This window comes from Burkholderia sp. PU8-34 (assembly GCF_053427725.1).
This window is the reverse complement of record NZ_JBSAXC010000004.1, coordinates 114,998-141,058: the sequence shown is the minus strand read 5'-3', so window position 1 is coordinate 141,058 and position 26,061 is coordinate 114,998. Positions and strand designations below refer to the sequence as shown.

Here is a 26,061-nt window from a genome sequence, read left to right as displayed (position 1 = left end):
GCCTCGGCTTTATTCGTCGGTGCGCGTCGACGCCGGCCACGCCGGGTGTGCCTGAACCTCCAAGAAACGTTCAAGTTTCCTCTGGGCTTGCCGTAAACTATTACGGTTCCAATCGCCGATCCTAGCGGCGCATGTTCTTGAAACACGGTCACCAGATGAGATTTACCGAAACAAGAAAATTGCTGGTGCAGGCGATCACCACGCTCGGCGCGCCCTCGAACGAGGAGGCAGGCTATTTCAGATTTCAACGTCTGATTGACGGCTCGTCGGCTACCACGCTGGCCGTATATGGCGAGAACATCGGCAGCAATCTTGTCGAGCTTGCTTTTAACATCGATGCGTTTGCCGCCGCACTGAAACTCGAACCCGGACAAGCGCGCGAGTGGGTGGCGGCGCAACGGGCCGCGACGAGCCGCGAAGTGCACGAGAATCCGCGCTGGAAATATGCACGCGTTGGAATCGGCAACGAAGCGGAACTCACCGCGTTCCTGGCAGCCTGGCGAGCGCTGGCGACATCGACCAGAGTCCCCGCCTCACGGAGCCAGCCGCCCTCCGAGGGGTTCACGTCGGTGCCGTACTATGTCGAAGCCGACGGATCGAAGACGTTCTTTCTTCCGGACTTGAAGCGGACCAAGGGGTATCAGGTCGGCACGAAGAATCGCGAACGGTATTTCGCCGATTACTGGGATGCGCTCGCCTTTCTCAAGGACATGCACAAACCGGCATTTCGGCGCCGGAATGGGAACGGCATTGCGGGCATCGTCACGTGTGACCACAGTAACGCCGAGGAGGTCAGCATCAGCTATCTGCAACGCCTGCTCGCCGAGGTCGGGACGAAGGAGGCCCGTCATGGCTGAAGCGTTCGTGCGCGTCCCTTTCCACGTCGAGAAAGAGACCGGAAAGAAGACCTTCTTTCTGCCCGAGTGCCGGCTCTCGAAAGGCTATGAGATCGGCGCCCGCGACAAGGACAAGGAAAGCGGAATCCAGGATTACTGGACGGCTCTCGACAAACTGCTGGCGATGGAGCGACCGCGCTTCAGGCGTCGGAACAAGAACGGCAAGCCGGGCACTGTGACGTGTGAGCCCGGCGATATCGAGGAAGTCAGCCGATCATTCATCGAGTCTGAGCGAGCGAAACATGGCGGCTGAGGCAGCGATTTCACTCTGGAAGGCGGCGACCGATCTGCTCGACGCGAACTTCCACTTCCGTTCAACGCATCGTGCGAATCATCTGCGCCGGTCATACCGCACGGCTCCCAATGCGCCTTTACTGGACGTATGGCTGACCGACGACATGCTCCTGATCGAATTGCCTGCCGCGGTGCCTGAGCTTGCAGCACATCTTGCACAGTCGGAACCGGAGTCGGCGGGACGCCTCCGATACCGCATCGAACGCATCGCCGACCTGGCATCGGCCGTCGCGCACATGACCGGCGCGCCTCCGGCCCCAGGCGAACAAGCGCCTGAAGCTGCCGCGGACGAGTCATCCACAGACAACATCATGAACACGCCAACCAACACGATTCTTTACGGACCGCCCGGAACGGGCAAGACCTATCGAACCGCCGAGATTGCGGTGGCGATCTGCGACGGAAAGGTGGACAGCGACCGCGAAGCGCTGATGAGCCGCTATGAAGAACTTCGCAGTGAGGGGCGCATCAGCTTCGTCACCTTTCACCAGTCATACGGCTACGAGGATTTCGTGGAAGGACTGCGTCCGGAGGTGGCGAAAGATGGCGGCGTGTCATACGAGATTCGTCCGGGCGTATTCCGAAAGGTCGCCGATGCGGCGAAGCGCAATACGGTAGTGCGGACCGGTCTGCAAGGCGCGCCACTCGGGGAGCGCAAGATCTACAAGATGTCACTCGGTGCCGCCGGCTCGGTAAAGGGCAACGCGATCTTCCAGGCGTGCATCGAGAAAGGCTATGTGCTGCTCGGCTGGGGCGAGGACATCGATTTTACCGACTGCGAGACGGAGAGCGATATCCGCAAGAGGGTGCAGGACGAAAGGCCCCACGACGAGCGTGTCGTGTCGCATACGCGTTTCGTCAATGCGTTCAAGAACGAGGTGAAATCGGGCGACATCATCATCGTGTCGAAGGGCAATAGCGCGTTTCGTGCAATCGGCGAAGTTACCGGCGAATATGAATATCTCGAAGCGCCCGTTGCCGGGCAGCATCAGATGCGCAACGTGCGCTGGCTGGCTGTGTTCGAAAAGGAGCGCAACGTGAATGAGATCTACGATCGCCTGTTCACGATGCAGACGCTCTATCGACTCAATTCGAGCTTTCTCAAGGCCGGTGCGTTGAGCGAACTCCTGAAAGCACAGCAGACAGCCGTTAATCTGCCGTTCGTATTGGTCATCGATGAAATCAACCGAGCCAACATCTCGAAGGTGTTTGGCGAGCTGATCACGTTGCTGGAACCCGACAAGCGTGAAGGCGCGTCGAATCCGGTGACCGTCAAGCTGCCTTACTCGGGCCAGGACTTCAGCGTGCCGTCGAATCTTCACGTGATCGGCACAATGAACACGGCGGACCGCTCCATCGCCCTGCTGGACACGGCGCTGCGACGGCGCTTCGAGTTCGAGGAACTGCAGCCTGACTGTTTGAAGTTGAAGGCGATCGAAGTCTCCGGCGTGAACCTTGGAGAGATGCTCGCCGCACTCAACGAACGTGTGGAGTTCCTCTACGACCGGGATCATACGATCGGTCACGCCTACCTTCTCAGCGTGCGTAACCTGTCCGATCTGGACCGCGTGTTCCGGAGAAAAATCATTCCTCTGCTGCAGGAATACTTCTACGAAGACTGGGCAAAGGTCAGGCTCGTGCTCAACGACACTGCGGGAGGATTCATTCAATCAGACACCTGGATTCCGAAAGGCCTGTCCGATGGCATCGACGGCCTCGAGGCGCGCACGCGTTATCGGGTCAATCCGAAGCCGTTCGAGTTGCAGTCGTATCTGAACATCTACCGGTAAGCGCAGTGGCCATCGTCTCGGTTCGCGAGCACGGGAAGCTCGCCGTCGGCACGCCGCGCACGGATCTGCCGGTTGTATCGGCCGCTGTCGCGACGGACATCACGGCGGTCAAGAAAGTGTACGGCTTCGAGGTGTTCAAGTACGTCAACGCGACGACGATCGCGGCGCAGCAATATGTCGGCGTCCTGCAGACGGGCGCCGAGATTGTAGAGGTTCTGCCGAAGATCGCTGGCGATGACGATCACGTGCGTCGTAATCTGGTGGGCATGCTGGGCGTCGCGCTGGATCTCGACATCGGAGAAGGCGAGATTGCGCGGGTGGGCAAGCAAACTCAGGGGGTGCTGGAAATGCTCATCCGCCTGTATTGCGACAAACTGTTCGAGCAAGTCCGCCGTGGGCTCGTGAGACGCTACGAGACGCTCGAGGAAAATCTCTGCGTGATGCGGGGGCGTTTGTCGATTCCCGCGCAGATCCAGAAGAATGCGGCCAATCCCGAGCGCCTTTATTGTCGCTTCGACGAATTCCATGAAGACAATCCGCTCAACGTGATTCTGAAGGCTTCGGTTCGCTTCCTGCTCAAGCATTCGCGCTCGTTCAGCAATCAGCAACGGCTTTCGGAATTGCTGCTGGCCCTTGAGGGAGTGAACGATTGCGCGCCCGCATCGCTGCCGTGGCCGCGTGTGAATTTCGACCGGCTTAATGAACGATATAAGCCGTGCTATCGGCTTGCGGAATTGTTTCTGCGCAGCGCATCTCCGGACGTCACAGCGGGCGGCACTCACGGCTTTTCGCTGTTCTTCGACATGAACCTGCTGTTCGAGGAGTACATCGGGCGCGTCGCGTTGCGGGTTCTCGCAAGGCAAGGACTTGGTGGGCGCCTGCAAGGCCCACGCAGATTCCTGGCGTACGACACGGCGGCAGATAAGGCCACATTCGCAATGAAGCCCGATCTCGTCGCGATGATGGATCTGGAGCCGCGTATCATCCTCGATACCAAATGGAAGCGGCTATCGTCCGAGGAGTCGAAGGAGGGCGTCGCTCAGTCGGACTTGTATCAGATGTACGCCTACGCCAGTTGCTACGGCTGCGGGAACGTCGTGCTCGTCTATCCTCACGATTCCCCCTTGGGTGAATGCGCTGGGGTGCGCCGAGTGTTTCGACTCAACACGGCTAGACACGGGGCGCAGCCGGCGGAGTCGACCACGCTTAGCATCGCCACGGTCGACCTGACAGACCTGAAACTCGTTTCATCGCAACTCGAGCGCATCTTTGCGTCCATGCATTAGCTCTGTTGAAGAATCGCCATCCGAATGGCGGCGGCCCATCCGAGTACGACAACGGGGAACCCGTCATCAGCCGATCACCGGGTGCCATGGTGGACAACCGCGACCGGCGACAATCCGTTGGGCCGATTGTCGCCGCGATCGGCGGAACGACAACGGCCGAACTGAATGACCTAGCCTTCGCCCGGTGCCTGGAGTTTTTGCATAAATAATATCCGGGAAGCCTCTGTGAGCGGCCGGTTAGCAATGCAAAGCAGTCAGCTGAATTGCGGTTGAACGGCGATGGCGAACGGCAACAATTGGCCAGCAGCACGCGTATTCGTAAACCGCCTGCAAGCTGCCGTTGAGATTTCCAACGTCCGCTCCTTAGAACGTTCGTCGAACTGGAGCAATCGGCCAATTCCGGCCCCTCGCCCGCAAGATCGTGCGGACAATCGGGCGTCGGCTCCGCATCAGAGATCGGACGTCGGCCGCAGTCAATCCTCCGCGTCAATTTGCGGGTTTCCGATGCTCGGCACCGTTGCGCACCAATGCGTGAGGAGTGTTGCCTAAGCCACCAAAGGAAGAGTCCAGATCTCCTATACTCGAAAAGTTCTTTCCGCGCCTCAGGCTAGGAGAATGTCCATGCGCATGCTTCTGAACATACGAATTCCACACGAGCCATTCAATGCTTTCGTGCGCGACGGCACCATCGGGGCCGTGATGGCGAAAATACTCGAAGAAGCGAAACCGGAAGCGGCCTATTTTACCGAGCAAAGCGGAGGACGCGGAGCAATCCTTGTGATCAACCTTGATGATCCGTCGCAGATTCCCGCATTCGCAGAGCCGTGGTTTCTCACGTTCAATGCCGACTGCGAGTTTCGCGTCGTGATGGGACCGGAAGACCTGCAGAAAGCCGGGCTGGAGGCAATCGGTTCAAAGTGGAAATAGCACAAGCCGCACGCAGCAGCCGGGCTGCGGTCGGCGATCGATTTCGCGTCTCCAACAAGCCATGGATGGTCGGCAAGAAGCGTATCCAGAGACGTCAAGTGCGCAATGAACTGCTCGCAAACGGTTGAAGCTGGCAATTTGCCAAGAACCTGCGTATCCAACTTCTGGCAGTACATGCGCTTTACCACGATTCCGACCGGAATGCGCTCCCAGCCTGGTCGCCCCATACACAGGAAGCTGACTGCCTTCGACACCGCGCTTGCGCCCGTCATCCGGAGAGCGGCCTCGTGCCAGTAGAGCGATTTGTCTGCCCAATCTTCCAGCAGCCATGCCGGGAGCTTGCCGACTCGAGACCGTCCTTTCGCCTGTCCGACGCCGGCCCCTCACGTGGGCAGTAACGGCCGAGAACGTGCCGGCGGCCGCGAATCTGCTCCGGGCAAACGCTTTCTCTGCGTGTGGTGTTCGTCCTCTTACTCAAGCCTGATTTCGTCTTCGAAATCCACTTTCAGCTTGAGCCCCGGGATTTCCAACGTAACTTTCGCCGGAAAGGATTCATTGCCCGCAATCGCGCTGCTGGCAATCGCCTTGGCGACTGCATGCTCTATTTCACGCTGCGAACTAACGCCGACCATTTTTAAGAACTTGCGTACGCTGAGGTTGAAGGTGTCGTCATTCATTTGGATCTCCAGTCTCCGGGGAAGGGTGCCTGCTGCGATGACGTAACGGAGAACGTGTGCGGTGTCCGTCGGCCTCGAGTATGCGCGTAAAACTCGCGAGATTCCTCAAGCCAGATTGTTCTCCGGAACCCGGGCTCTATCTCCAATCGTGGAAAATACCGGGTTGCTTCAGGTACGCGATTCTGAACCGTTGCTCGCGAAAAGGCGGCGTGAATGACTGGAGCACTCCCTTACCTGCCCTTGAACCGCTCACACGGCGACCGGTGGGAACGGGGCGACAGCACGCATCACTTGCAGTGACAACTGACATTCGCGACCGCGGTGCCCCGGATGTCCGGAAAACGCCCTATAGCCGCCTCATCGAGCCGCTTCCGCAAGCGTCCGCAAAGGCCGACAAGCCGCTGTAACCTTGGCGTAGGCGGATATCCGTTTGACCTCGGATGCAGCCGTAGACGTTGCGCCGGATCAGAGGCAACGGCGGTCCCGACCTTTGACGGGCCCCGCGGCGGGCTTCAACCGCCGCGGCATGCCTCGAGCCGCGAACTTCTACGACTTCGCAGGCCGACCGGTCTTCACGGTCTCGACCGCGGCGACAGCCGCGAGCAGACGGGTGGTGGCCGCCGCTTCGAGCATGATCAGGCCCGCGCGCAAGAGCTCACTCTTCTTCACTGCGACGCCGGCGTCCAGGCACTTTCGCTTCAACGCCTGGATTTTGTCGTAGTCCTCCTTCGGCATCGTGAAGCTGTCACGCACGACCTTCGGTTTCTTCGGGCGTTTCTCCTTGGTCTCCGGAGTCGATTCCGCCGCGGCTTTTGCCGGGGCCTTCGCGGCTTTCGCGGCCTTCTTTACTGCCTTGGTCTTGGTGGGTTTGACGTCGACGGCTATCGACCCTGCCGTGTCGGTTTGAGCGACCGGTGCATGGCCGGTGTCGGCAGCCGTGTTGGCGCTCGTCGGAAAGGGAAAGGCCTCTGCCATGAGGGCGGTTGCGGTTTGAGTGTTCACGTGTCTCTCCTGGTGATAACTGTATAAACAGTATATACGGTTATCAACGCAGGCCGACCGGCAGGCGATCGGGTTACCGCCCTTTCGTGAAGACGATCGGGTCTGGCCTTATAGGTCCTGGGCGCGCAGGAAACGCGGCGCGCCGCTATCGTCGAGGGGAAACTGGCGTGCTACGGCGGTTGCGATGCGGTCGCGATTCGTCTCGAATGCGATTTGGCTTTGAAAGTTGCTCTGATCCGCCGCACCGAGTGTGGTGCACATCACAGTCGGCGAAATGGCGAACGAACCGTAGCCGTCGCCCACGCGGTAGGCGGAAAACACGATCGTTCCGTCATTCGATACAGTCGGCGTCAAAAGCTTGACGATATGGGTATCCATGGAATTCTCGATGCTCATGATGGGGCGGAGATTTTAAGCAACTCCTGCCAGCCCGTGGAGCCTAGATCCTGTCGATTGCCGCCGAGCGATCTCTGCGGATTCAACCCGTCGATGCAACACACTTGAGGCTGCATAGCAGCGAGGAGTGTTGCAATGAAACAGAGACGGCGGATCTACTATACAGACAGCGCAAGCGGTGACGTTCAAGCCTGTAATCGACGATTTCAACCTACCGGTCGCGTCAGCACGCGCACGCCTGAAAGTAGTCGCGCGTTTGCCGCGTGAGTCAACGCGCGGTTGCGACACAACACCACCTTGCATCGCAAGACTAAGGGTTTATACTAAACACCGTCTCCTCCATGTCTCCTTTTGATATGGATTCAGCCCGCCGCCGTGCGGGCTTTTTCTTCGACTACTGATTCGCAACCCGTCGCTGAACGCGGTGCTATAGTCGGTCACTCGTCGAGCGTCACTCTGCCAGCCATGCCCTGCGAAGCCTGCGAAAGAATGCAACTGGGCGACACGGTCCAGCCACACGACGGGCTGCGGATAACCGACGGGCAGACTCGACTGCGCCCGCTCGGCCGTCGCCCCGTGCTCCTGCAACGTTACTGTTGCCGTATGTGCAACACGAACTGGTTACTCGAACTCGATCCGCTGCAGCCGGAGCACAAGGATTGGGTTTGTCTGTATCAGGCCTCAAGCATTCTCGACCCTGTCTCGGCAGTTCATCAGGGTACCCGTTCAACGATTCTCCCTTCCACCAGCAGCGAACGGGCTGACGACGCGCGCGGCGCGACGCCCGAGCAGTTCCGTCATAGACTTGCCTGACCAGGCGCCGCCTTGATCGACTGAGGACGTCCGAGATATGACACCCTGTATGTTGACGGGCATCCAATAGGGCGTTGTATCTACTTCTGCGTGCCGTGGCACGTAGAGTTTGTGAGAGTGATGAGCATGCTCGCACCTGGTATGCCGCATCGGGTGCGAAGTCCTGGCGAAGCTCGAATAGCTCGATGCCTCTTCTGGAGCACCGCGATGAACAACTCGTCAGCAGAATTGGAAGCGGCGCTATAGCTTTAGCAGCCGACGATCGCAGACGGCGAGATCCATTTCTCAGCGTTCGGGCCCGGCTGGGGTTCTTACTCTTACGCCGTGCCAGCTTACGTGGCCAAGGAGAGTCGCGGCGCCAGGGATCTGTCTGCGTTGCAACTCCTTCTCGCGTTCCAGCTCAATCGACAGCGCATGACTGCCGCAATCGCGGAAGGCGGCGTCCGGGATCCTATCAGGCGCGTGATTATTTCGAAAATCTAATACACCGTCTTGCACTGCTTCGCCGAGAAGCGTCGTTCGGGCGGGCGCCGGAAGGCTACCCGCTGGCGGGAGGTTCACAGGACGTCGGGCATCTGGCTAGATATCTGGGCTACTTCCTGCGCCGCTGACTCATGAGCTTCACGATATCGGTCGTCGGCCCGCTGGTCATGAGGCGAGGGATGTCATCCAGGTGAACCCAGCGACACCTCGATATTTCGTTACTCGGGCGAGCTTTGGCGCGATTCGAGATTTCGCAGGAGAACACGTGATGGTGCTTTTGCTTGCCACGGAAGTCGAAGAGGTGCTTGGCTGACTTCCCGGATAGTTGCGTTTCTTCCTTGAGTTCCCGAAGTGCAGCGTCCGAGCGATCTTCTCCACGCTTGAGGATCCCGCCCGGCAAAGCCCACTTTGATTGACTACGTGCGACCAGAAGGATTCGCTTACCTCTGCGACAGATCACGGTGGCGCGTTTCTTCAAACCGAACTCCCACTTATGCCCCAGGCATTTTCGAGGCGCTCGACACGCCAGCGTATCGGGCGGTGCTTGATGTAGCCAAGCATCCTAATACAGAACAGCAGAAGCCGGCGATGTTGCGAAGCGACGGCGGGGTACGCGCGACACCTTAATGAAATTCACTAAAACGTCACAATCGCGGTGCTCGAAGATGGGTAGAAATACGGAAGTGCCGACGAATGCGTGCAGCATCACGGCGGGTCCGAGCCATCTCTAGCTGAGACGGGCGCGATCTCAAACAAGGAACATGGGAGTATCACCGAGTTGTTTGCACGGGCCGGCAAACGGCGGCGCTCGGCCAGTAGCTGTCGTTGGCTGCGTCGGTGATGTCGCCATTCGAGTGACGGTTCGGCTCACGAAGCGGCCATTAACATGGCTTCGTTTCGCGTGGCGGTATTGGGTCCCGAACCGCTGATCGAGGACAGGCGACATTCGATGTTGCAAGCTCGGTATCGGACCGCGTTCGGATACCTTCGGCCATTCATCCTCGCGAATACAGATAGTCAACCCGCTCATCATTGAGCCCGCCCGTTGCACGCGATTCGACACCGGGCCAATATCGAGCAGAGCACGGTCTTCACTCAGCCATGCAAGTGCCTTCCCCGGCAAGGGCGTCGCCGTTGAGAACATGACATTCGTGTTCTCAAGGCGCGCCAGTGCAGTCAAAGGATGCGGTTGGACTCAAGCATCAATGTCCTTCTTCGTCCACTGTCAAATTGTTCTTGACCGATGTAACTCCAGAGACATTCTCGGCAACTTTCCCTGCGAGATCTATCTGCGCCTGATCTGGAACCATTCCTACAAGCGTAATCTTGCCGCTACGAGCGATGGCGTGAACATCAGTCGACACCAAGCCCTTTTGCTTGTACAACGTCGTCTGAACTCGTTTCGCCAACTCCCGATCTGCTGCTCGAATCGACGAACGAGAGGGAGCCGTTGCTGAAGTTGCCGCAGTCGTCTCTTGTGCATTAACAACGGGCACGATCGCAACAATGGCGCTGACGGCGATCGCTGTGGCAACGCAGGTCTTCATGGATTTCATCTCTTCTCCTTCAGGTGGGTAGCAAAACTGGGTGGGAGAGACTCGAAAAGATTCGCTGGTCAATCAAAGTGCGGCGAAAAATGAGCACCCGGACGTTGATGACCAGCGGCCACGACGTTCGGCAATCGAATTGTAGACTTTCCCTCGTCGGATGCGCACGTTCAAGCGCGTCCAGAACCGCTGGAGAGTGCTTTCCGTCGGATTTTCGACCAGTGGGTCAGGGCCAACCCGTCTTGTGAATGACGGCAAGGGAACCCGATGACTCGTCGTTCGGTGTGCCCTGGCGAACGGTCGCAGTCAATTGGAAGCCGCCGTTGACTTCGGACTGACTCGAAGGGCCGTTGAGGGTCGACAGCACGCATTCAATGGCAGTGACAGCGGACAATCGTGCCCACTGTGCTCCCGATGTCCGGACAGCGACCGATAGCCGCCATAGTGAATCGCATCCCCGACCGTCCGCAAAGGCCGAGCAGCGCACCGTGATGCCCCTCGAACCGCTCATCGGGGTTGCGGTCATCGCCCGCCACGCCCTGGAGGGCGGTTCTTCACGTGATCGATGAACGCACGCAGCTTCGGCAGGATCTGCCGACGGCTCGGATAGTAGAGAAACACACCGGGCCTCACCGGCGCGAACGGTTCCAGCATGTGCACCAGCGTTCCCGCGTTCAGCGCTTCCGCGACCATTGGCTCAGGCAGTTGCGCAAGGCCCAGACCTTCGACTGCCGCACCCAGCAGGGTGGGAAAATCATGCGCGATCAGCGGGCCCGATACGGCGACCTCGATTTCATGGTCGTTGTCGTTGAATGACCACGGCGCGAGCGCGCCGTTGGATTTCCGCCACCGCAAACACGCATGTTCGCGCAGATCGTCCACGCGTTCGGGACGGCTGCGGCCTGCGAAGTAGGCAGGACTCCCGACGATGACGAGGCGGAACGGAGGTGTCAACGGCACCGCGACCATGTCGGCGGCGACGAACTGGCCCAGGCGGATGCCGGCGTCGAACCCTTCCGCCGCGAGATCGATCAGCGCCTCGTTCGCGGCAATCTCCACTTCGATCTCGGGATAAGCCTGGCAGAAGGATGCGATCAGCGGTTCCAGCAGGATCGGCACCACCGCGCGCGGCACCGAAAGGCGCAGCAGTCCGGCGGGCCGCTGGCCGAGACCGCGCGCCACCTCGCTGGCGGCGACGAGCTCTTCGAACGCAGGCTTTGCACGCGACAGAAACCGTTCGCCGGCTTCTGTCAGGCCGACGCTGCGCGTGGTGCGGATGAAGAGCGCTGCGCCAATGCGCTCTTCAAGCACCCGCACCGCCTGGCTGACGGCCGACGGCGTGACGCCGAGTTCGGCGGCTGCGCGGCGAAAACTGCGATGCTGGGCGACGCTGAGGAACGCCTCCACACCATCGAGCGCGCCTTGCCTGACTGTGAAGTTCTGCTTCATGGCCCATCAACATTGTGATGAATAGTCGCTCGCCAACGGCCATGGTACACCTACGCCTGCAGACGGGGCGTCGCGCCGATTCCGACGCGCAACTCCGGAACGATCTGCTCGAAACCATGGAGGAACCTCACCATGAACGATGCGCTTGATGGCGTGCGCGAGCACTATCGCGCGACCGGCCTGACCGAGCGGCTGAAAGCCGCGCTCGCGGTGCTCGGACCGGAAGATCAGCAGTTCGCGCCGCGGCAACTGGACGCCCTCGACCAGTTTCACACCCGCGGGCTGGCTGCCACCGACGAGCTTGCCGAATTGGCCGGGATCACCGCCGACATGTCGGTGCTGGATGTCGGCTCGGGCATCGGCGGGCCGGCTCGCGTTCTGGCCGCAACCCGTGGCTGCCAAGTGACGGGCATCGACCTCAGCGAGCCGTTCGTGGAGGCCGCGCGCTATCTCGCGCAGCGCACCGGGCAGGGCGAGCAGGTGTCATTTCGGACCGCCAGCGCGCTGGACCTTCCGTTCGACGACGGCCGCTTCGATGTCGTGTTGCTGCAGCACGTGGCGATGAACATCGCCGATCGCGCACGGCTTTACCGGGAGATCCGGCGCGTGCTGAAGCCGGACGGCAAATTCGCGACGTACGACGTCGTCGTAAACGGCAGCGAACCGTACTATCCCGTTCCGTGGGCGCGCACCCCGGCCACGAGCTTTCTGATGACGGCCGACGCGACACGCGAGGCCGTCGAGGAAGCCGGTTTCCGAACGCTCGCATGGCAAGACGACACGGAGGCCGCAAAAGCGTGGATCGCCCAACGCCGGGCGTCCGGGCCGCCGCCGTCGCCCAATCTTGGCGTGGTGCTGGGGCCGGACTTCACGCAACTTTTCGCGAACCTGGGACGCAATCTCATGGAAGGCCGGGTCGGCATTCTCACTGCGGTGTTCGCGGCCGACGCCACGCATTCCCCGAACCGTACGGAGGCCCGCCGATGACTGCCGCTCCTGTTCCTGCCGGTATCGTCGTGTCGCGTCCCGCATGGCGCGGCCTGCTCTGGATCGCACCGCTGACGGCCTTGTGGATCGGCCTGATCTACTGGCAGCCGGCTATCCCGGCTAGCGGTGTTCCGGTCACAGCTCTCCATCTGGCGGTCCATGCGGTCGTCGCGATCGGTCTATGGCTCGGCCTCGAGCGCACCGGCCTGACGCCGGGCCAGCGCCGCACGACCTGGCTTGCGGTCATGATTCCGTACACGCTTTGGTTCGCTGTCGCGTGGAGCGCAGCCATCGACGGCACCTTCCGCGCAGGCACGCCGGACGCGCCGCCGTTGCTGCCGTTGGCGATCGTTCTGCCGGTGCTGATCGGTGCGCCACTGTTGCTGCTGTCGAGGCGGGTAGGGCAGGTGCTCGATGCGGTGCCGGTGACGTGGCTCGTCGCGATCCAGCTTTACCGCGTGTTCGGCGGTTGGGCGCTTGCTGCGTGGCTGCATGGGGGGATGCCCGGGGCATTCGCGTTGCCGGCCGGAATCGGCGATGTGCTGACCGGCATGTTCGCCGTGCCGGCGGCAATCGCCGTCGCGACCGGGACAGCCGAGGGCCGGAAGGCGGCGATCATGTGGAACATCTTCGGCCTCGCGGATTTCGTCATTGCGGTCACCATGGGGGCGATCACGTCGCCTGGCCCGTTCCAGCTGATCGTTCCGGCCGTGCCAAGCATCGGTGCCGGCGCCTATCCGGATGTATTGACCCCGGCATTCGTGGTGCCGGCTTCGATCCTGCTGCACGCGCTGTCGCTGCGCCAGCTGATCCGGCGATCCACCGGCTGAGCCTGTTCGGCGACGGGGCGCGGCCCCGACATTTTGACGCCGCGCGTGCATGCTACGATCGCCGAAACCGATTCTGATCCGGACGAACCATGGCGACGTTGTATGACTTGCTCGGTGTGCAGGAAGACGCCACAGATGAGGAAATCAAGCGCGCGTACAGGCGTGCCGCGATGAAAGCGCATCCCGATCGCAACCTCGGGCAGGAAGCGTGCGCACACGCGCGCTTCCAGGAGGTCAAGGAAGCGTATGCCATTCTGTCGGACCCGGCGCAGCGCCGCGTCTACGACGAAGTCTATGCGCAGGAGATGGCACGGCTGCGTGAGGAAGAGGAGCGACTGCAGGCCGAGCGGGAGGCGGAATACAGGCGGTTCGTGGCCCTCGCGCTGGGCTTCGCCGAACGCGGCTACAGCCGCGATGTCGTGTTTGGCGTGCTGCTCGGCCGCGATTGCGACGAGCAGCTTGCCGGGCAAATTGCGGATAGCTCAACCGAATTGCATGCGTCGCGCCAGCCGGGCGCCTCTCGTGACCTGCAAGTCGATGAACGGGCAACGCGAGACGATGACGGCGCGGCGCAGGCGGCGCAACACCATTCCCGGGAATCCGACAGCGCGAGGCAACCCGCACCGGAACAACCGCCGGAGGGCGACGCCCGGACGGCTGGCGAACACGCTTACGCAAACTGGGTCAGCACCCTGTGGCATGGCGTGTTCGGGATGCGCCCGTGAACGCGTTCGTCTTGAACGCATTCCTGTACGGCACACGAATTCGCATCGGAACCGCGCGTCCAGTCCCGCCCGACCTCAGCGCGTAATGAACGGCACAGCGAACGCCACGGCGCCTTCCGGCGCCGTCCGCGCGTGCTTGCGCTGGCGCAGCAGCGCGACGCGGCAATTCTCCCGCGCCGTCTCGCGGCCGTCGTCATCGAGCAGCACGAGGTCGCCGCGCATCACGTTGAACGTGATCACGTCCTCGCCTTCGGCACCGAGCGCTTCCGGTGTATGGACTGAGCCGGCCGGTTCGAGCACGGTCGAGCCGGCGTGCGCAACCCAGTCGTATTCGAGGTAGCGCCACGCACCCTGCAACGTGTAGACGAAAACCTGCCCGTCATGGCGATGGCGCGGCAGCGTCCGGCCTGCGGGCATCTTCAGCAGCGCCGTCAGCGTGTCTTCGGCCGCGTTGATGTGCAGGTACTTGATCGCGAGGCCCGGCAGATCCGGGCTCATCGGCAGCCACGGCAGCGCGTCGCCGGGCAGGCACGAGATCGGCGGCAGGTCGGTGGAGAGCGGGGCGGACGGCTGCGTCATGGCGGGAAGCGGTGCGGAAATGGGGAGCCCGCATTATCGCAGAGCCGGATCGCGCGGCTGAACGCGACGTTTCGCGTTCGTCTTCGACTCGCGAGCCTCCGCGGGGCACGTGCCGATCGCACCTCGATATATACAGTCAAACTGTACAGTTTTTCTGTATATGTACTATCATCGAGCCATGAACACGCCATCGTCGTCCCCCGAAGCGCTCCCACTGGCCGGTCTTGCCGGCGAACTCCGCATCTCGGTCGGCAAGCTGATGCGGCGGATGCGGGAGCAGGCCCACCCGAACGACCTCACGTCTTCCCAGAAATCGGTGCTGCTGCGGCTTGACCGCGACGGCCCCGCGACCGTGTCCGCGCTGGCGCGGGCGGAAAGCGTCCGCCCGCAATCGATGCGCGTGACGGTCGCGACGCTGGAAACGATGGGCGCCGTCAGCGGCGCCCCCGATCCGACCGATGGCCGGCAGACGCTGATCGCGCTGACGCCCGGCTTTCGCAAGGTGCTGCAGGCCAACCGCGCGGCCAAGGACGACTGGCTGTTCCGCGCGCTGCACGCGCAGCTGTCGGCGCAGGAGCAGGCCGAACTCGCGTCGGCCGTGAAGCTGCTGCAGCGGCTCGCGGAATTCCAGGAAGCGGCGCGCCCATGAACGCCATCGACCCGCCCGGCGGGAGGACCGCCTGAACATGGAGATTCTGCATCTCGTGTCGTACTTTTTCGGCGGCGCGCTCCTGGCGAACGCCGTGCCGCACCTCGTCAGCGGGCTGCGCGGCGAGCCGTTCCAGACGCCGTTCGCCGACCCGCCGGGCCGCGGGCTGTCGTCGTCGACCGTGAACGTCGTCTGGGGCTTCGCGAATCTCGCGATCGGCTATGCGCTCGTCTGCCGGGTCGGCGCCTTCGACCTGAAGGTCACGGCCGACGCAGCCGCGCTCGGCCTCGGCATCCTGGCGCTCGGTCTGTTCCTCGCGCGGCGCTTCGGCGCGCTGCACGGCGGCAACGATCCGGAACGGGAGCAGCCATGAGCGTGCCGGCAGCAGGCGTGTTCCGCTCGCTTCGCAGCTTCAACTACCGCGTATGGGCGATCGGCGCGCTGGTCTCGAACATCGGCACGTGGATCCAGCGGACGGCGCAGGACTGGCTCGTCCTCACGCAGCTCACGCATCACGACGCATCGGCGGTCGGCACGGTGATGGCGCTGCAGTTCGGGCCGCAACTCCTGCTGTTGCCATGGACCGGGTACGCGGCCGATCGCTTCGACCAGCGCAAGCTGCTGATGGCGACGCAGGCTCTGATGGGCGTGCTGGCGCTGGCGCTCGGCGCGCTGACGGTCATGGGCGCCGTGCAGCTCGAGCATGTGTACGTGTTCGCGTTCCTGTTCGGCTGCGCGTCGGCGTTCGACGCGCCGGTGCGGCAGACGTTCGTCGCGGAACTGGTCGGCGACAGGGAGCTGGCGAACGCGGTCGCGCTCAATTCGACGTCGTTCAACGCCGCGCGGATGATCGGCCCGGCGGCGGCGGGCTTCCTGATCGCATCGGTCGGCACGGGCTGGGCGTTCGTCGCCAACGGGCTCAGCTTCTTCGCGGTGCTGGCGTCGCTGTCGCTGCTCCGGGTGGACGAACTGCGCCCGAATGCGCGGGCGGGCCGCTCGCGGAGCAGCCTGCTCGACGGGTTCCGCTACGTGTGGCGTCGCGCCGACCTGACGGCGATCCTCGTGATGCTGTTCCTGATCGGCACGTTCGGGCTCAATTTCCAGTTGTTCATTTCGACGATGGCAGCCAGCGTGTTCCACGTCGACGCGCGCGGCTTCGGTATTCTGTCGTCGATGATGGCGGTCGGCACGGTCTCCGGCGCGCTGCTCGCGGCACGCCGCGAGCAGCCGCGCTTTCGGCATCTGTGGATCGGCGCGGCGCTGTTCGGGCTCGGCTGTACGTTCGCCGCGCTGGCGCCGAGCTACTGGCTGTTCGGGGCCGCGCTCGTGCTGACCGGGATCGCCGCGATCACCTTCATGAACTCGTCCAACAGCCTGATGCAACTGTCCACCGAGCCGGCGATGCGCGGCCGCGTGATGGCGCTGCGCCTGGCGGTCGCGCTCGGCGGCACGCCGATCGGCGCGCCGGTGGCGGGCTGGGTCGCAAACCATCTCGGCCCGCGCTGGGCGCTCGGCGTCGGCGCGGCGTCCGGCTTTGCCGCGGCGCTCGTCGCGACGCATTTCATGACGCGCAACCGGGCGCGGCTGCGCGCTGGCGGCGTGATCGACCAGGGTGACGGCGGGTGACGTAAAAGGGCGGAAACGAGGGCGCCGCAGCGCCTGCCCGTCGCGCGATGTCGCACGGATTACCGCCGGGAACCGGATTCTCCGCGTGAGCCTCCTACGCCCCCGGCCGCGCCGCCGCATGCGCGGCTTCCAGGCACGACTGGAACAGCAGCGCGGCCCGCGACGGCCGCGGCGAGCGCCGCAGCAGGCTCACGAACCGGCACAAGTAGTTGAACCGGTGCGGCGCGATCGACTGCATCAGCCCCTTGTTTTCGAAACTTTCCGCGTAGTGGTCCGGCAGGAAGCCCAGATAGCGGCCTGACAGGATCAGCGTCGCGATCGATTCCTGGTCGGACGCCGTCGCGCTGCGCGTGAGCTTCGCACGATGGCTCAGCTCCATGTTCGGCGAATGGAAGCCGAGCCCCGCGAAAGCATGGTTGCGGATCGTCGTCCACGTGAGCTTGCCGTGCGGCGCATCGTACAGCGGGTGCTGCCGGCCGCAGTAGAGCAGCATCCGCTCGCCGAACAGCTCCGAATAAACGAGGCTGCCGGAGTTGCGGTGCACGGGGATGATCCCGACCTGATAGCTGCCGTCGATGATCCCGCGCTCGACCTCGTTGATCGACGCGACGTGCAGGTTCAGCGCGACGTCCGGCGCCTCGTCGGCGAACTGGCGGATCGCGTCGCCGAGCCGTGCGTTCGGGTTGGTCGCCGTCTTGTCGAACACGGCGATATGCAGCTCGCCGCCCATCCGGTCGTGGATCCCGTCGACCCGGCTGCGGAACGCCTCCATCGACGCGAGCAGCCGCAGCGTCTCCTCGTACACCGTCTGCCCCTCGGGCGTCAGCGTGAAGCCCGCGCGGCCGCGCCGGCACAGCACCAGCCCGAGACGCGTTTCCAGATCCTTCACATGGCGGCTGATCGTCGAGATGCCGATATTCAGCTCCAGTTCGGCCGCCGCCATCCCGCCGCACTGCACGACGCCCTTGAAGACCCGCAGCAGGCGCAGGTCCATGTCGCTGAGCTGCCCGAGCAGCGCCCGGCTCTTCGGTTTCTTTGCTTGCATAGTTGCGCAAGTGAACATTGATATTGCGATATTGAAGAGACTAATTGGCCTCCCGACAATGCGCAACATCATCACAAGAAGGAGGGGCGCGCAGCGCCGACCGACATGACCGACACCATCACCGCTGCCCAACAGGAAGACACCCCCGTGCGCACCGATGCCGCGTGGCTCGACGCGCACTGGATGCCGTTCACCGGCAACCGCCAGTTCAAGTCCGATCCGCGCATGATCGTGGCCGGCCAGGGCGCCTATTACACGGACGGTGAAGGCCGCAAGATCTTCGACGGCCTGTCGGGCCTCTGGTGCACGGGCCTCGGCCACGGCCGCAAGGAGATCACCGAGGCGGTGAGCCGCCAGGTCGCGCAGCTCGATTACGCGCCGGCGTTCCAGTTAGGCCATCCGAAATCGTTCGAGCTCGCCAACAAGATCAAGGACCTGACGCCGGCCGGCCTCGACTACGTGTTCTTCACGGGCTCGGGCTCGGAAGCGGCCGATACGTCGCTGAAGATGGCCCGCGCTTACTGGCGCGCGAAGGGCAAGGGCACGAAGACGCGCCTGATCGGCCGCGAGAAGGGCTACCACGGCGTGAACTTCGGCGGCATCTCGGTGGGCGGGATCGGTCCGAACCGCAAGCTGTTCGGCCAGGGTATCGACGCCGATTTCCTGCCGCATACGCAACTGGCGGAAAACAAGTTCTCGCGCGGGATGCCGGAGCATGGCGCCGACCTGGCCGACCGCCTGCTCGACCTGATCGCGCTGCACGACGCGTCGAACATCGCGGCCGTGATCGTCGAGCCGTTCTCGGGCTCGGCGGGCGTCGTCGTGCCGCCGAAGGGCTACCTGAAGCGTCTGCGCGACATCTGCACCGCGCACGACATCCTGCTGATCTTCGACGAAGTCATCACGGGCTTCGGCCGCGCCGGCGCGATGACGGGCGCGGACGCATTCGGCGTGACGCCGGACATCATGAACTTCGCGAAGCAGGTGACGAACGGCGTGCAGCCGCTCGGCGGCGTGATCGCGACGAAGGAAATCTACGACACGTTCATGGCCGCGGGCGGCCCCGAGTACATGCTCGAGTTCCCGCACGGCTACACGTACTCGGCGCACCCGGTTGCGTGCGCGGCCGGCGTCGCGGCGCTCGACCTGCTCGTGAAGGAAGACGCGGTCGGCCGCGTGCGCGACCTCGCGCCGCATTTCGAGGCGGCCGTGCACGGGCTGAAGGGCCAGCGCCATATCGCCGACATCCGCAACTACGGTCTCGCCGCGGGCCTGACGATCGCGGCTCTGCCGGGTGAACCGGGCCGTCGTCCGTACGAGATCGCGATGCGCTGCTGGGCGAAGGGCTTCTACGTGCGCTACGGCGGCGACACGATCCAGCTCGCGCCGCCGTTCATCGCCGAGAAGCGCGAGATCGACAACCTCGTCAACGCGCTGTCCGACGCGCTGAACGAAGTGGACTGAGCCGCGCACGCGGCACGTCATCCGAAACCCGAATTCACGAACGAGTCTGACCCATGAAACACGACAGCAACGTCACCTCCACGCTCGGCCACCTGATCGACGGCAAGCGCGTCGACGGCGGCAGCCGCATCCAGCCGGTGTTCGATCCGGCCACCGGCCAGTCGAACAAGAGCGTCGCGCTCGCGGACAAGCTGACCGTCGAGGCCGCGATTGCATCCGCGCAGGCCGCATACCCGGCCTGGCGCAACACGCCGCCGCTGAAGCGCGCGCGCGTGATGAGCCGCTTCAAGACGCTGCTCGAGCAGCATGCGGACGAGCTGTGCGCGCTGATCACGGCCGAGCACGGCAAGGTGCTCGCCGACGCGATGGGCGAACTGCAGCGCGGCATCGAGAACGTCGAGTACGCTTCCTACGTGCCCGAACTGCTGAAAGGCGAGCACAGCAAGAACGTCGGCCCGGCGATCGATTCGTGGAGCGAGTTCCAGGCGCTCGGCGTCGTTGCGGGGATCACGCCGTTCAACTTCCCGGTGATGGTGCCGCTGTGGATGTGGCCGATGGCGGTGGCATGCGGCAACACGTTCGTGCTGAAGCCGTCGGAGCGCACGCCGTCGTCGACGCTGCGGATGGCTGAGCTGGCGCTTGAAGCCGGCCTGCCGCCGGGCGTGCTGAACGTCGTGAACGGCGACAAGGAAGCGGTCGACACGATCCTGACGGATGCGCGCGTGAAGGCGGTGAGCTTCGTCGGCTCGACGCCGATCGCCGAATACATCTACTCGACCGGCTGCGCGCACGGCAAGCGTGTGCAGGCGCTCGGCGGCGCGAAGAACTTCGCGGTCGTGATGCCCGACGCCGACATCGGCAACGCGGTGAACGCGCTGATGGGCGCCGCATACGGCTCGTGCGGCGAGCGCTGCATGGCGATTCCGCTCGTCGTCGCGATCGGCGACGAGACCGGCGACAAGGTGGTCGAGGGCCTGAAGGCCGAGATCGCGAAGATGAAGGTCGGCCCGGGCACGGGCGACGGCGTCGACATGGGCCCGCTCGTCACGCAGCAGCACTTCGAGAAGGTGACGGGCTTCGTCGACGCGGGCGTCGAAGCGGGCGCATCGCTCGTCGTCGACGGCCGCAGCGTGAAGGTCGAAGGCCACGACGGCGGCTACTACCTCGGCCCGTGCCTGTTCGACAACGTGAAGCCCGGCATGCCGATCTATCAGCACGAGATCTTCGGGCCGGTGCTCGGCGTCGTGCGGCTGAAGTCGCTCGACGAGGCGATGGCGCTGATCGACGCGCACGAATACGGCAACGGCACGTGCCTGTTCACGCGCGACGGCGAAGCGGCGCGCTACTTCAGCGACAACATCCAGATCGGCATGGTCGGCATCAACGTGCCGCTGCCGGTGCCGGTCGCGTATCACTCGTTCGGCGGCTGGAAGCGCTCGTTGTTCGGCGATCTGCACGCGTACGGCCCGGACGCCGTGCGGTTCTACACGAAGCGCAAGACGATCACGCAGCGCTGGCCGTCGGCCGGCGTGCGCGAAGGGACGGTGTTCAGCTTCCCGTCGAGCCGCTGACGCGCATCACGCATCTTGCGACGCCTGCGCGCACGTCGCGCGCGCCGCGGGGCTTCGTTGCAAGTGCCATGCCCGGCCGGAGGGATCCGGCCGGGCATTTTCGCGTCGGGCGCGGCGCGCGGATTCGGCGTGCCGGCGATGCGTGCCGCCCCCCCGGCGCGCCTGGCGCAATTCGTTGCAATCCGCTTACGGCGTGACGAGGTGCCACATGTTGTTGAAGTTGTTGCCGTTGCGGTCGCCCTGTTTCATGTCTTTCGAGAAGAAATACAGCGGCTTGCCCTTGTAGGCCCACTGCGGGCTGCCGTCGTCACGCTTGACGATCGTATACGGGCCGACGGGCACGTCGGTCGCGCTTGCCTTGTATGGCGGCCAGAACGATTCGCACTGGCCCGTGCACGCGCTGGTGCCGGCGTTCGGCTTGTCCTTGTCGAAGTTGTAGACCGTCATTCCGTTCGCGGCGACGAGCGCGCCGTTTTCGACGCTTGTGATTGCGCCCTGCGCGATAGCCGACGCGGACGCGACGGCGAGCAGGGCGGAACTGGCGAGAAGCGCGGCTTTCATGTTGCCTCCTTGTTGTCCGGTGGGCGGTCGCGATCGCACGCGCACGGCGATCGCGCACCCGGATCGCGGCGGATGGTGCCGTGACGCGGCGGTCCGTGACCGGCGGCGCGAGCGACTGAGGGTCGAATGGCAGGCCACGGAAGCGCTTCATTCACGATATTCACGATAGCCGGTTTTTTGCAGACCTGCGCAGGGAACCGGGGACGCATCAGGGGCGCGCGGTGGCCGAAGGCTGGGCGCTCGCATGCCAGGCACTGGAGCGGCCGAAGCCGGTGAGCGCGGCGAGATGTCCGCGGATCGCGCAATCCGCGCGGCGAATCAGCGGCCGACGCGATTGGTCAGCATGACGCCTGCGATTACGAGCGCGCCGCCGACGAGCATCGATCGGGACAACGCCTCGCCGAGCAGACAGACGGACAGCAGCACCCCGAACACCGGCATGAGGTTCGTGAACACCGCGGCCCGCGCCGGCCCCAGTTCCCGGATCCCCTGCGAATACCAGACGAATGCGACGACCGTCCCGATTGCGCCGAGGTAGGCGATCGCGGTGATGCTCTGCCACGTGAGATGGATGCTGCTGCCCGCATGCGTGTCGAGCAGGTTCGCACCGAGCAGCAGCACGAGGCCCCAGAGCGTCGCATAGGTCGTCGACGCGAGCGGAGACAGCCCGTCAAGCGCATAACGTCCGATGATCGTGTACGCGGCCCAGCTCAGCACCGCACAGAGCATGTACCGCTCGCCGGGGCCGAACGTGTTGCGCAGGTCCGTCATGACGTGGAGCAGCTCGCCGCGGCTGATCACGACCAGCGCGCCGACGAGCGCCACGGCGATCCCGGCCCAGCGCTTCCGCGAAAGCCGTTCGCGGATCACGACGGACAGCAGCAATGCCGTCGCGACCGGATTCAGCGCGACGAACAGCGCGGTGCGTCCGGCCGGCATGCGCGCGAGTGCCGCAAAGAAGCAGAGGTTGTACAGGAAGATGCCGGTCACGCCGAGCGCGAACGTGGTTGCGATCTGCCGGCCGCTCAGTTTCGGCAGGCCGCGTTCGTATTTCCACGTCAGGACCAACAGCAGCAGCGCCGCGATCGCGAACCGGCCGGTTGCGGCCGTCGTCGCGGGCAGCAATGCGGCGAGCATCCTCCCCGCGATGAAGGTGCCGCCCCAGAACAGCGCGACCAGCGTGAGCTTGACGTAGATTCCGGTCGGCGAACGGGCGGCGTCCGAAGCGTGCGAAGCGACCGAACCAGCCGAACCAGCCGAACCAGCCGAACCAGCCGAACCAGCCGAAGCAGCGGTAGCGGCCGTAGAGGCGGAGGCGGATGTAGTGGCTGCATCGGCGTGTGTGATGTGTGTGGCTGGAGCGTTCATGACTGTTGCAACGGGTAGACCGCAAGCCGTGCGGCTCGACGGACGCACAGGCATCCGCGATTCGAGGCCTTCGGGTTGAAACGGGAATCCATGCGCCGATCCGCGCGACGTCAGCGCAGCGTCGCCATTCCCGCGAGGGCCGTCATCACGACCGGCATCGCGAGCGCCGCGGCGAGCGTCTGGAACGCGGTGATGCCGGCCATCAGCGCGGCGTCACCGCCGAGCTGGCGCGCCATGATGTACGACGCCGACGACGTCGGCAGCGCCTGAAACAGCAGCGCGACCGTCAGCGCCACATCGGTCAGCCCGAACGCGTGCCCGGCCACGAACGTGAGGACCGGCATCACCATGAACTTGAACGCCGACGCGATGCACACCGGCTGCATCCACGCGCGCACCGCGTCGAATTTCAAAGCCGCGCCGACGCACAGCAGGCCGAGCGGCATCGATGCCGCACCGAGCGCACGCACCGCCGGTTCAACGGCAGCGGGAAACGTGACGCCGCCGGCCTGCATCGCGATCCCGAGCGCGCAGGCGACCACCAGCGGATTCGACAGGATCTGGCGCGCGAGCGCCGCGGCGCCGACGCGCATCGAACCGTAGCGCGCGAACACAAGCACGCACATCAGGTTGACGGTCGGGACGATCGCAGCGACGCACACGGCCGCCAGCGCGATGCCCGTGGCGCCGAAGAGTCCGGCCGCCAGCGCGGTGCCGACATAGTTGTTGAAGCGCACCGCGCCCTGGAACACCGACGTAAAGCCTGCGCCATCGACGCGCACGAACGGGCGCACCAGCAGCAACAGCGCGGCGACGGCAACGGTCGAGCCGACCAGCGCGCCCGCGAGCGGAAACACGGCGAGCGATTGCAGCCGCGCGCTCGCAAGGCCGTGCGCGAACAGCGCGGGCAGCAGCACGTAGTAGCTGAGCCGCTCGGCCTGCGGCCAGAACGTGTCGGCGACGAAGCGCGTGCGCCTGAGTCCGTAGCCGAATGCCACCAGCAACGCGACCGGCGTCAGCGCGAGCAGGATCGCCCCGATCATCGCGGTGCGCGCGCGGGAACGCCGCGCGACGGAGAGGCGATCGGATGACGAGGCGTAACGAAATTCCGTCCTGCAGGCAGCATGGCGACGCGCGATCGAGAGAGTGACGACGCTGCCAAGTTAACACGCCGGGACAACAGGAATTATTGTTAATTATCCGGTGTTCAATGAGAAAGTCTCATCGATGATGCGGTGACTTCTGCAGCGAGCGCGTGCGCGAAGCGCTCGGCCGGACGCGACCGGTGCTCGAGCAGCACGACGGCGCGCGCCAGCTGCGGGTCGCCGAACGGCAAGCGGGTCACGGGCGGCAGGCGCGCGAGCGTCGCATCGGACAGTGCGACGATCGCCGCACCGAGGCCTCGCGCGACCATGCGGACGATCGTCTCCGCACTGTCCAGCACCATCTCCTCGCGCACGCGCACGCCGAGGCGGCGCAGCTCCGCGGCGATCATGCGGCCGGCCCACGCCTGCGCATCGAAGCGGATGAATGGCAGTGCCTCGAGCAGCGTGCGCGCATCGCGCTCCGCGTATTGCGGTGGCGCGAGCAGCCAGAAGCGATCCTCGTAGAGCGGGGTCCACGTCAGTTCGGCCGGGTACGGCTTGACGGGGCGGGTCGTGATCGCGGCGTCGAGTTCGCCGGCGGCGACGCGATTCGCGAGCTCGACCGACATGCCGGCAGACACATGAACGCGCAGCGACGGATGCGCGTCGCGCAACGCGAGCAGCGCGTCGGGCAGCGGGCCGGACAGCGCCGTCTGGATCGCGCCGATCCGCAAGCGGCCGACCAGCTTCTTCTCGTCGCTGAGCGCATCGGGAATCCGGTCGACCATCGCGAGGATCTGCTCGGCCTGCGCGACGAGGATGTTGCCGGCCTCGGTCAGCACGGGATGCCGGCGCGATCGGTCGAACAACTGGACGTTGAACTCGCTCTCGAGCGTCTTGATCTGCAGGCTCACCGCCGACTGCGTGAGGCCGATCGCTTCGCCGGCGCGGGCGAAGGTCCGGTAGCGGGCGATCGCCACCAGCGTTCTGAATGCGCGCAATGACATGGACAAGCTGACGTGGGCAGCCGGATGGATCGATCGCGGCGCCTGATGCGCCTGATGCACGTGATGCACGTGAGGCACGTGAGGCACATGAGGCACATGACGGCGATCGGGGGGCGCAGACGCCGGGCGGATCGGGCTGCGATCGATCTGCCCGCTGGGCGCGCGCCCGATGACGGAAGTGCAGGGCGCGGCGACCGGCCGGTTCGCGCACATCATGCCTGCGCGTCATCGATCGGGCAACCGGGCGCGCAGCGCGCATTGAGCGAAGCATGTCCACCGGCCAATTAATACCCGGGTAATATTGCAGGATTATTTGTATCCGGGTATAAATGTGCTTATTCCAACTTCCGACGGATGGATGAACAGCATGCATTCCAGCTCCTACACGGCCTTCGAAGGCCATCGGCGGCTCGCCACCGGGCCGCTTTCGACGGTCGCAATCACGATCAGACGGGCGATCGACGCGGGTGGCGCGGGCACGGTCCTGATCTTCGACGACACGACCGGGCGCTCGATCGACATCGACCTCAGGGGCTCCGACGCCGACATCCAGGCCCGCTTCGCGCAGCCTGACGATGTGTCGGCGCAGGCCGACGCCGACATGGATGCCGGCGCCACCGAACCGCGCGGCCGCGGCCGTCCGAAACTCGGTGTGGTGTCCCGCGAGGTCACGCTGCTGCCGCGCCACTGGGACTGGCTGGCCGCGCAGCCCGGCGGCGCGTCGGTCGCGTTGCGCAAGCTCGTCGACGAAGCGCGGCGCGCGCGGGCGGCCGAAGACCGGCGCCGCGGCGCGAAGGACCGCGCGTACCACTTCATGTCGGCGATCGCGGGCGATCTGCCCGGCTTCGAGGAAGCGGTGCGCGCGCTGTACGCGGACGATCCGTCGCGCATGGCGGCGCTGATTGCCGCGTGGCCCGACGACGTGCGCGACCATGCGCTGGCGCTCGCGTCCGGCGACATTCCGCCGGGCGCATCGCCCGACGCTCAATCCGAATCCTGACGAT

General features: G+C 64.2%; 27 protein-coding genes. 15 read left to right on the top strand and 12 right to left on the bottom strand.

Going from position 1 to position 26,061, the window contains the following annotated elements; all coding sequences use genetic code 11:
* Positions 1 to 155: 155 nt before the first annotated feature.
* The 5 genes from ACV22Z_RS11990 to ACV22Z_RS11970 all read left to right on the top strand — a co-directional run bounded on the left by ACV22Z_RS11990 (position 156) and on the right by ACV22Z_RS11970 (position 5,193).
* On the top strand, positions 156 to 857 hold the full coding sequence (locus ACV22Z_RS11990; protein WP_448076519.1) for a hypothetical protein: 702 nt from the start codon (positions 156 to 158) through the stop codon (positions 855 to 857).
* Positions 850 to 1,149: a hypothetical protein gene (locus tag ACV22Z_RS11985; RefSeq protein WP_448076518.1), complete on the top strand. Its 300-nt coding sequence runs from the start codon at positions 850 to 852 to the stop codon at positions 1,147 to 1,149. The genes ACV22Z_RS11990 and ACV22Z_RS11985 overlap by 8 nt, the downstream gene beginning before the upstream one ends.
* A complete protein-coding gene (locus tag ACV22Z_RS11980) occupies positions 1,139 to 2,980 on the top strand; it encodes an AAA family ATPase (protein WP_448076517.1) in 1,842 nt (613 codons plus the stop codon). The genes ACV22Z_RS11985 and ACV22Z_RS11980 overlap by 11 nt, the downstream gene beginning before the upstream one ends.
* 5 nt (positions 2,981 to 2,985) lie before the next feature.
* The gene (locus tag ACV22Z_RS11975) at positions 2,986 to 4,266 is read left to right on the top strand and encodes an McrC family protein (RefSeq protein ID WP_448076516.1); all 1,281 of its coding nucleotides are present in this window, start codon (positions 2,986 to 2,988) and stop codon (positions 4,264 to 4,266) included.
* Between the two features lie 621 nt (positions 4,267 to 4,887).
* Complete coding sequence (locus tag ACV22Z_RS11970; RefSeq protein ID WP_134758111.1) at positions 4,888 to 5,193, top strand: panthothenate synthetase; 306 nt, start codon at positions 4,888 to 4,890, stop codon at positions 5,191 to 5,193.
* Between the two features lie 470 nt (positions 5,194 to 5,663).
* On the opposite strand, the gene ACV22Z_RS11965 is transcribed toward ACV22Z_RS11970, so the two are convergent.
* From ACV22Z_RS11965 to ACV22Z_RS11955, 3 genes are all read right to left on the bottom strand, one after another.
* Complete coding sequence (locus ACV22Z_RS11965) at positions 5,664 to 5,870, bottom strand: DUF6494 family protein (RefSeq protein ID WP_448076515.1); 207 nt, start codon at positions 5,868 to 5,870, stop codon at positions 5,664 to 5,666.
* Between the two features lie 546 nt (positions 5,871 to 6,416).
* A complete protein-coding gene (locus ACV22Z_RS11960; RefSeq protein ID WP_448076514.1) occupies positions 6,417 to 6,872 on the bottom strand; it encodes a hypothetical protein in 456 nt (151 codons plus the stop codon).
* A gap of 108 nt (positions 6,873 to 6,980) precedes the next feature.
* Positions 6,981 to 7,250: a hypothetical protein gene (locus tag ACV22Z_RS11955; RefSeq protein ID WP_448076513.1), complete on the bottom strand. Its 270-nt coding sequence runs from the start codon at positions 7,248 to 7,250 to the stop codon at positions 6,981 to 6,983.
* Between the two features lie 507 nt (positions 7,251 to 7,757).
* Here ACV22Z_RS11955 and ACV22Z_RS11950 point away from each other — a divergent pair.
* The gene (locus ACV22Z_RS11950; RefSeq protein WP_448076512.1) at positions 7,758 to 8,081 is read left to right on the top strand and encodes a hypothetical protein; all 324 of its coding nucleotides are present in this window, start codon (positions 7,758 to 7,760) and stop codon (positions 8,079 to 8,081) included.
* Between the two features lie 592 nt (positions 8,082 to 8,673).
* Here ACV22Z_RS11950 and ACV22Z_RS11945 read toward each other — a convergent pair.
* The 3 genes from ACV22Z_RS11945 to ACV22Z_RS11935 all read right to left on the bottom strand — a co-directional run bounded on the left by ACV22Z_RS11945 (position 8,674) and on the right by ACV22Z_RS11935 (position 11,560).
* Complete coding sequence (locus tag ACV22Z_RS11945) at positions 8,674 to 9,042, bottom strand: NUDIX hydrolase (protein WP_448076511.1); 369 nt, start codon at positions 9,040 to 9,042, stop codon at positions 8,674 to 8,676.
* A gap of 724 nt (positions 9,043 to 9,766) precedes the next feature.
* Positions 9,767 to 10,120: a BON domain-containing protein gene (locus tag ACV22Z_RS11940; protein ID WP_448076510.1), complete on the bottom strand. Its 354-nt coding sequence runs from the start codon at positions 10,118 to 10,120 to the stop codon at positions 9,767 to 9,769.
* A gap of 513 nt (positions 10,121 to 10,633) precedes the next feature.
* On the bottom strand, positions 10,634 to 11,560 hold the full coding sequence (locus tag ACV22Z_RS11935; protein WP_448076509.1) for a LysR family transcriptional regulator: 927 nt from the start codon (positions 11,558 to 11,560) through the stop codon (positions 10,634 to 10,636).
* Between the two features lie 132 nt (positions 11,561 to 11,692).
* Here ACV22Z_RS11935 and ACV22Z_RS11930 point away from each other — a divergent pair, with 132 nt between their 5' ends.
* From ACV22Z_RS11930 to ACV22Z_RS11920, 3 genes are all read left to right on the top strand, one after another.
* The gene (locus ACV22Z_RS11930; protein ID WP_448076508.1) at positions 11,693 to 12,547 is read left to right on the top strand and encodes a class I SAM-dependent methyltransferase; all 855 of its coding nucleotides are present in this window, start codon (positions 11,693 to 11,695) and stop codon (positions 12,545 to 12,547) included.
* Positions 12,544 to 13,377 carry an MFS transporter gene (locus tag ACV22Z_RS11925; protein WP_448076507.1) on the top strand — a complete coding sequence of 278 codons (834 nt, stop codon included), beginning with the start codon at positions 12,544 to 12,546 and terminating at the stop codon, positions 13,375 to 13,377. Before ACV22Z_RS11930 ends, ACV22Z_RS11925 begins: the two co-directional genes overlap by 4 nt.
* An 89-nt stretch (positions 13,378 to 13,466) precedes the next feature.
* Complete coding sequence (locus ACV22Z_RS11920; RefSeq protein WP_448076506.1) at positions 13,467 to 14,102, top strand: J domain-containing protein; 636 nt, start codon at positions 13,467 to 13,469, stop codon at positions 14,100 to 14,102.
* Positions 14,103 to 14,177: 75 nt separating this feature from the next.
* On the opposite strand, the gene ACV22Z_RS11915 is transcribed toward ACV22Z_RS11920, so the two are convergent.
* Positions 14,178 to 14,681 (bottom strand): 2,4'-dihydroxyacetophenone dioxygenase family protein, encoded by a 504-nt coding sequence (locus ACV22Z_RS11915; RefSeq protein WP_448076505.1) that lies wholly within the window; start codon positions 14,679 to 14,681, stop codon positions 14,178 to 14,180.
* Between the two features lie 160 nt (positions 14,682 to 14,841).
* Between ACV22Z_RS11915 and ACV22Z_RS11910 the strand changes: the two genes are divergently transcribed.
* Genes ACV22Z_RS11910 through ACV22Z_RS11900 form a run of 3 tightly spaced genes read left to right on the top strand, consistent with a single transcriptional unit; the run spans position 14,842 to position 16,956 of the window.
* Positions 14,842 to 15,330 (top strand): MarR family winged helix-turn-helix transcriptional regulator, encoded by a 489-nt coding sequence (locus ACV22Z_RS11910; RefSeq protein ID WP_448076504.1) that lies wholly within the window; start codon positions 14,842 to 14,844, stop codon positions 15,328 to 15,330.
* Positions 15,331 to 15,367: 37 nt separating this feature from the next.
* Entirely contained in the window at positions 15,368 to 15,703 is a 336-nt protein-coding gene (locus ACV22Z_RS11905; RefSeq protein WP_448076503.1) for a hypothetical protein, read from the top strand.
* Positions 15,700 to 16,956: an MFS transporter gene (locus tag ACV22Z_RS11900; RefSeq protein ID WP_448076502.1), complete on the top strand. Its 1,257-nt coding sequence runs from the start codon at positions 15,700 to 15,702 to the stop codon at positions 16,954 to 16,956. The genes ACV22Z_RS11905 and ACV22Z_RS11900 overlap by 4 nt, the downstream gene beginning before the upstream one ends.
* A gap of 94 nt (positions 16,957 to 17,050) precedes the next feature.
* Here the strand turns inward: ACV22Z_RS11900 and ACV22Z_RS11895 are convergent, their stop codons facing one another.
* Entirely contained in the window at positions 17,051 to 18,001 is a 951-nt protein-coding gene (locus tag ACV22Z_RS11895) for a LysR family transcriptional regulator (RefSeq protein ID WP_448076501.1), read from the bottom strand.
* Positions 18,002 to 18,106: 105 nt separating this feature from the next.
* On the opposite strand from ACV22Z_RS11895, the gene ACV22Z_RS11890 reads away from it, so the two are divergent.
* Both ACV22Z_RS11890 and ACV22Z_RS11885 read left to right on the top strand, forming a co-directional pair.
* A complete protein-coding gene (locus tag ACV22Z_RS11890) occupies positions 18,107 to 19,465 on the top strand; it encodes an aminotransferase class III-fold pyridoxal phosphate-dependent enzyme (RefSeq protein WP_448076500.1) in 1,359 nt (452 codons plus the stop codon).
* Positions 19,466 to 19,518: 53 nt separating this feature from the next.
* Positions 19,519 to 21,036: a CoA-acylating methylmalonate-semialdehyde dehydrogenase gene (locus tag ACV22Z_RS11885; protein ID WP_448076499.1), complete on the top strand. Its 1,518-nt coding sequence runs from the start codon at positions 19,519 to 19,521 to the stop codon at positions 21,034 to 21,036.
* Positions 21,037 to 21,222: 186 nt separating this feature from the next.
* Here ACV22Z_RS11885 and ACV22Z_RS11880 read toward each other — a convergent pair whose 3' ends face one another.
* From ACV22Z_RS11880 to ACV22Z_RS11865, 4 genes are all read right to left on the bottom strand, one after another.
* On the bottom strand, positions 21,223 to 21,597 hold the full coding sequence (locus ACV22Z_RS11880; protein WP_448076498.1) for a COG4315 family predicted lipoprotein: 375 nt from the start codon (positions 21,595 to 21,597) through the stop codon (positions 21,223 to 21,225).
* Positions 21,598 to 21,915: 318 nt separating this feature from the next.
* Entirely contained in the window at positions 21,916 to 22,965 is a 1,050-nt protein-coding gene (locus tag ACV22Z_RS11875; protein ID WP_448076497.1) for a DMT family transporter, read from the bottom strand.
* 110 nt (positions 22,966 to 23,075) lie between these two features.
* Positions 23,076 to 24,008 carry an AEC family transporter gene (locus ACV22Z_RS11870; RefSeq protein WP_448076496.1) on the bottom strand — a complete coding sequence of 311 codons (933 nt, stop codon included), beginning with the start codon at positions 24,006 to 24,008 and terminating at the stop codon, positions 23,076 to 23,078.
* A 164-nt stretch (positions 24,009 to 24,172) separates the two neighbouring features.
* Positions 24,173 to 25,057, bottom strand: a complete 885-nt coding sequence (locus ACV22Z_RS11865) for a LysR substrate-binding domain-containing protein (protein ID WP_448076495.1) — start codon at positions 25,055 to 25,057, stop codon at positions 24,173 to 24,175.
* A 367-nt stretch (positions 25,058 to 25,424) separates the two neighbouring features.
* On the opposite strand from ACV22Z_RS11865, the gene ACV22Z_RS11860 reads away from it, so the two are divergent.
* Positions 25,425 to 26,057, top strand: a complete 633-nt coding sequence (locus tag ACV22Z_RS11860; RefSeq protein ID WP_448076494.1) for a DUF2239 family protein — start codon at positions 25,425 to 25,427, stop codon at positions 26,055 to 26,057.
* Positions 26,058 to 26,061: the final 4 nt, after the last annotated feature.

What these genes read in the sequence shown, in the direction of transcription:
- ACV22Z_RS11990 (WP_448076519.1), top strand. Translation starts at nt 156, where the DNA reads ATGAGATTTACCGAAACAAGAAAATTGCTGGTGCAGGCGATCACCACG.
- ACV22Z_RS11985 (WP_448076518.1), top strand. Translation starts at nt 850, where the DNA reads ATGGCTGAAGCGTTCGTGCGCGTCCCTTTCCACGTCGAGAAAGAGACC.
- ACV22Z_RS11980 (WP_448076517.1), top strand. Translation starts at nt 1,139, where the DNA reads ATGGCGGCTGAGGCAGCGATTTCACTCTGGAAGGCGGCGACCGATCTG.
- ACV22Z_RS11970 (WP_134758111.1), top strand. Translation starts at nt 4,888, where the DNA reads ATGCGCATGCTTCTGAACATACGAATTCCACACGAGCCATTCAATGCT.
- ACV22Z_RS11965 (WP_448076515.1), bottom strand. Translation starts at nt 5,870, where the DNA reads ATGAATGACGACACCTTCAACCTCAGCGTACGCAAGTTCTTAAAAATG.
- ACV22Z_RS11955 (WP_448076513.1), bottom strand. Translation starts at nt 7,250, where the DNA reads ATGGATACCCATATCGTCAAGCTTTTGACGCCGACTGTATCGAATGAC.
- ACV22Z_RS11950 (WP_448076512.1), top strand. Translation starts at nt 7,758, where the DNA reads ATGCAACTGGGCGACACGGTCCAGCCACACGACGGGCTGCGGATAACC.
- ACV22Z_RS11940 (WP_448076510.1), bottom strand. Translation starts at nt 10,120, where the DNA reads ATGAAATCCATGAAGACCTGCGTTGCCACAGCGATCGCCGTCAGCGCC.
- ACV22Z_RS11935 (WP_448076509.1), bottom strand. Translation starts at nt 11,560, where the DNA reads ATGAAGCAGAACTTCACAGTCAGGCAAGGCGCGCTCGATGGTGTGGAG.
- ACV22Z_RS11930 (WP_448076508.1), top strand. Translation starts at nt 11,693, where the DNA reads ATGAACGATGCGCTTGATGGCGTGCGCGAGCACTATCGCGCGACCGGC.
- ACV22Z_RS11925 (WP_448076507.1), top strand. Translation starts at nt 12,544, where the DNA reads ATGACTGCCGCTCCTGTTCCTGCCGGTATCGTCGTGTCGCGTCCCGCA.
- ACV22Z_RS11920 (WP_448076506.1), top strand. Translation starts at nt 13,467, where the DNA reads ATGGCGACGTTGTATGACTTGCTCGGTGTGCAGGAAGACGCCACAGAT.
- ACV22Z_RS11915 (WP_448076505.1), bottom strand. Translation starts at nt 14,681, where the DNA reads ATGACGCAGCCGTCCGCCCCGCTCTCCACCGACCTGCCGCCGATCTCG.
- ACV22Z_RS11910 (WP_448076504.1), top strand. Translation starts at nt 14,842, where the DNA reads ATGTACTATCATCGAGCCATGAACACGCCATCGTCGTCCCCCGAAGCG.
- ACV22Z_RS11905 (WP_448076503.1), top strand. Translation starts at nt 15,368, where the DNA reads ATGGAGATTCTGCATCTCGTGTCGTACTTTTTCGGCGGCGCGCTCCTG.
- ACV22Z_RS11900 (WP_448076502.1), top strand. Translation starts at nt 15,700, where the DNA reads ATGAGCGTGCCGGCAGCAGGCGTGTTCCGCTCGCTTCGCAGCTTCAAC.
- ACV22Z_RS11895 (WP_448076501.1), bottom strand. Translation starts at nt 18,001, where the DNA reads ATGCAAGCAAAGAAACCGAAGAGCCGGGCGCTGCTCGGGCAGCTCAGC.
- ACV22Z_RS11890 (WP_448076500.1), top strand. Translation starts at nt 18,107, where the DNA reads ATGACCGACACCATCACCGCTGCCCAACAGGAAGACACCCCCGTGCGC.
- ACV22Z_RS11885 (WP_448076499.1), top strand. Translation starts at nt 19,519, where the DNA reads ATGAAACACGACAGCAACGTCACCTCCACGCTCGGCCACCTGATCGAC.
- ACV22Z_RS11880 (WP_448076498.1), bottom strand. Translation starts at nt 21,597, where the DNA reads ATGAAAGCCGCGCTTCTCGCCAGTTCCGCCCTGCTCGCCGTCGCGTCC.
- ACV22Z_RS11875 (WP_448076497.1), bottom strand. Translation starts at nt 22,965, where the DNA reads ATGAACGCTCCAGCCACACACATCACACACGCCGATGCAGCCACTACA.
- ACV22Z_RS11870 (WP_448076496.1), bottom strand. Translation starts at nt 24,008, where the DNA reads ATGATCGGGGCGATCCTGCTCGCGCTGACGCCGGTCGCGTTGCTGGTG.
- ACV22Z_RS11865 (WP_448076495.1), bottom strand. Translation starts at nt 25,057, where the DNA reads ATGTCATTGCGCGCATTCAGAACGCTGGTGGCGATCGCCCGCTACCGG.
- ACV22Z_RS11860 (WP_448076494.1), top strand. Translation starts at nt 25,425, where the DNA reads ATGCATTCCAGCTCCTACACGGCCTTCGAAGGCCATCGGCGGCTCGCC.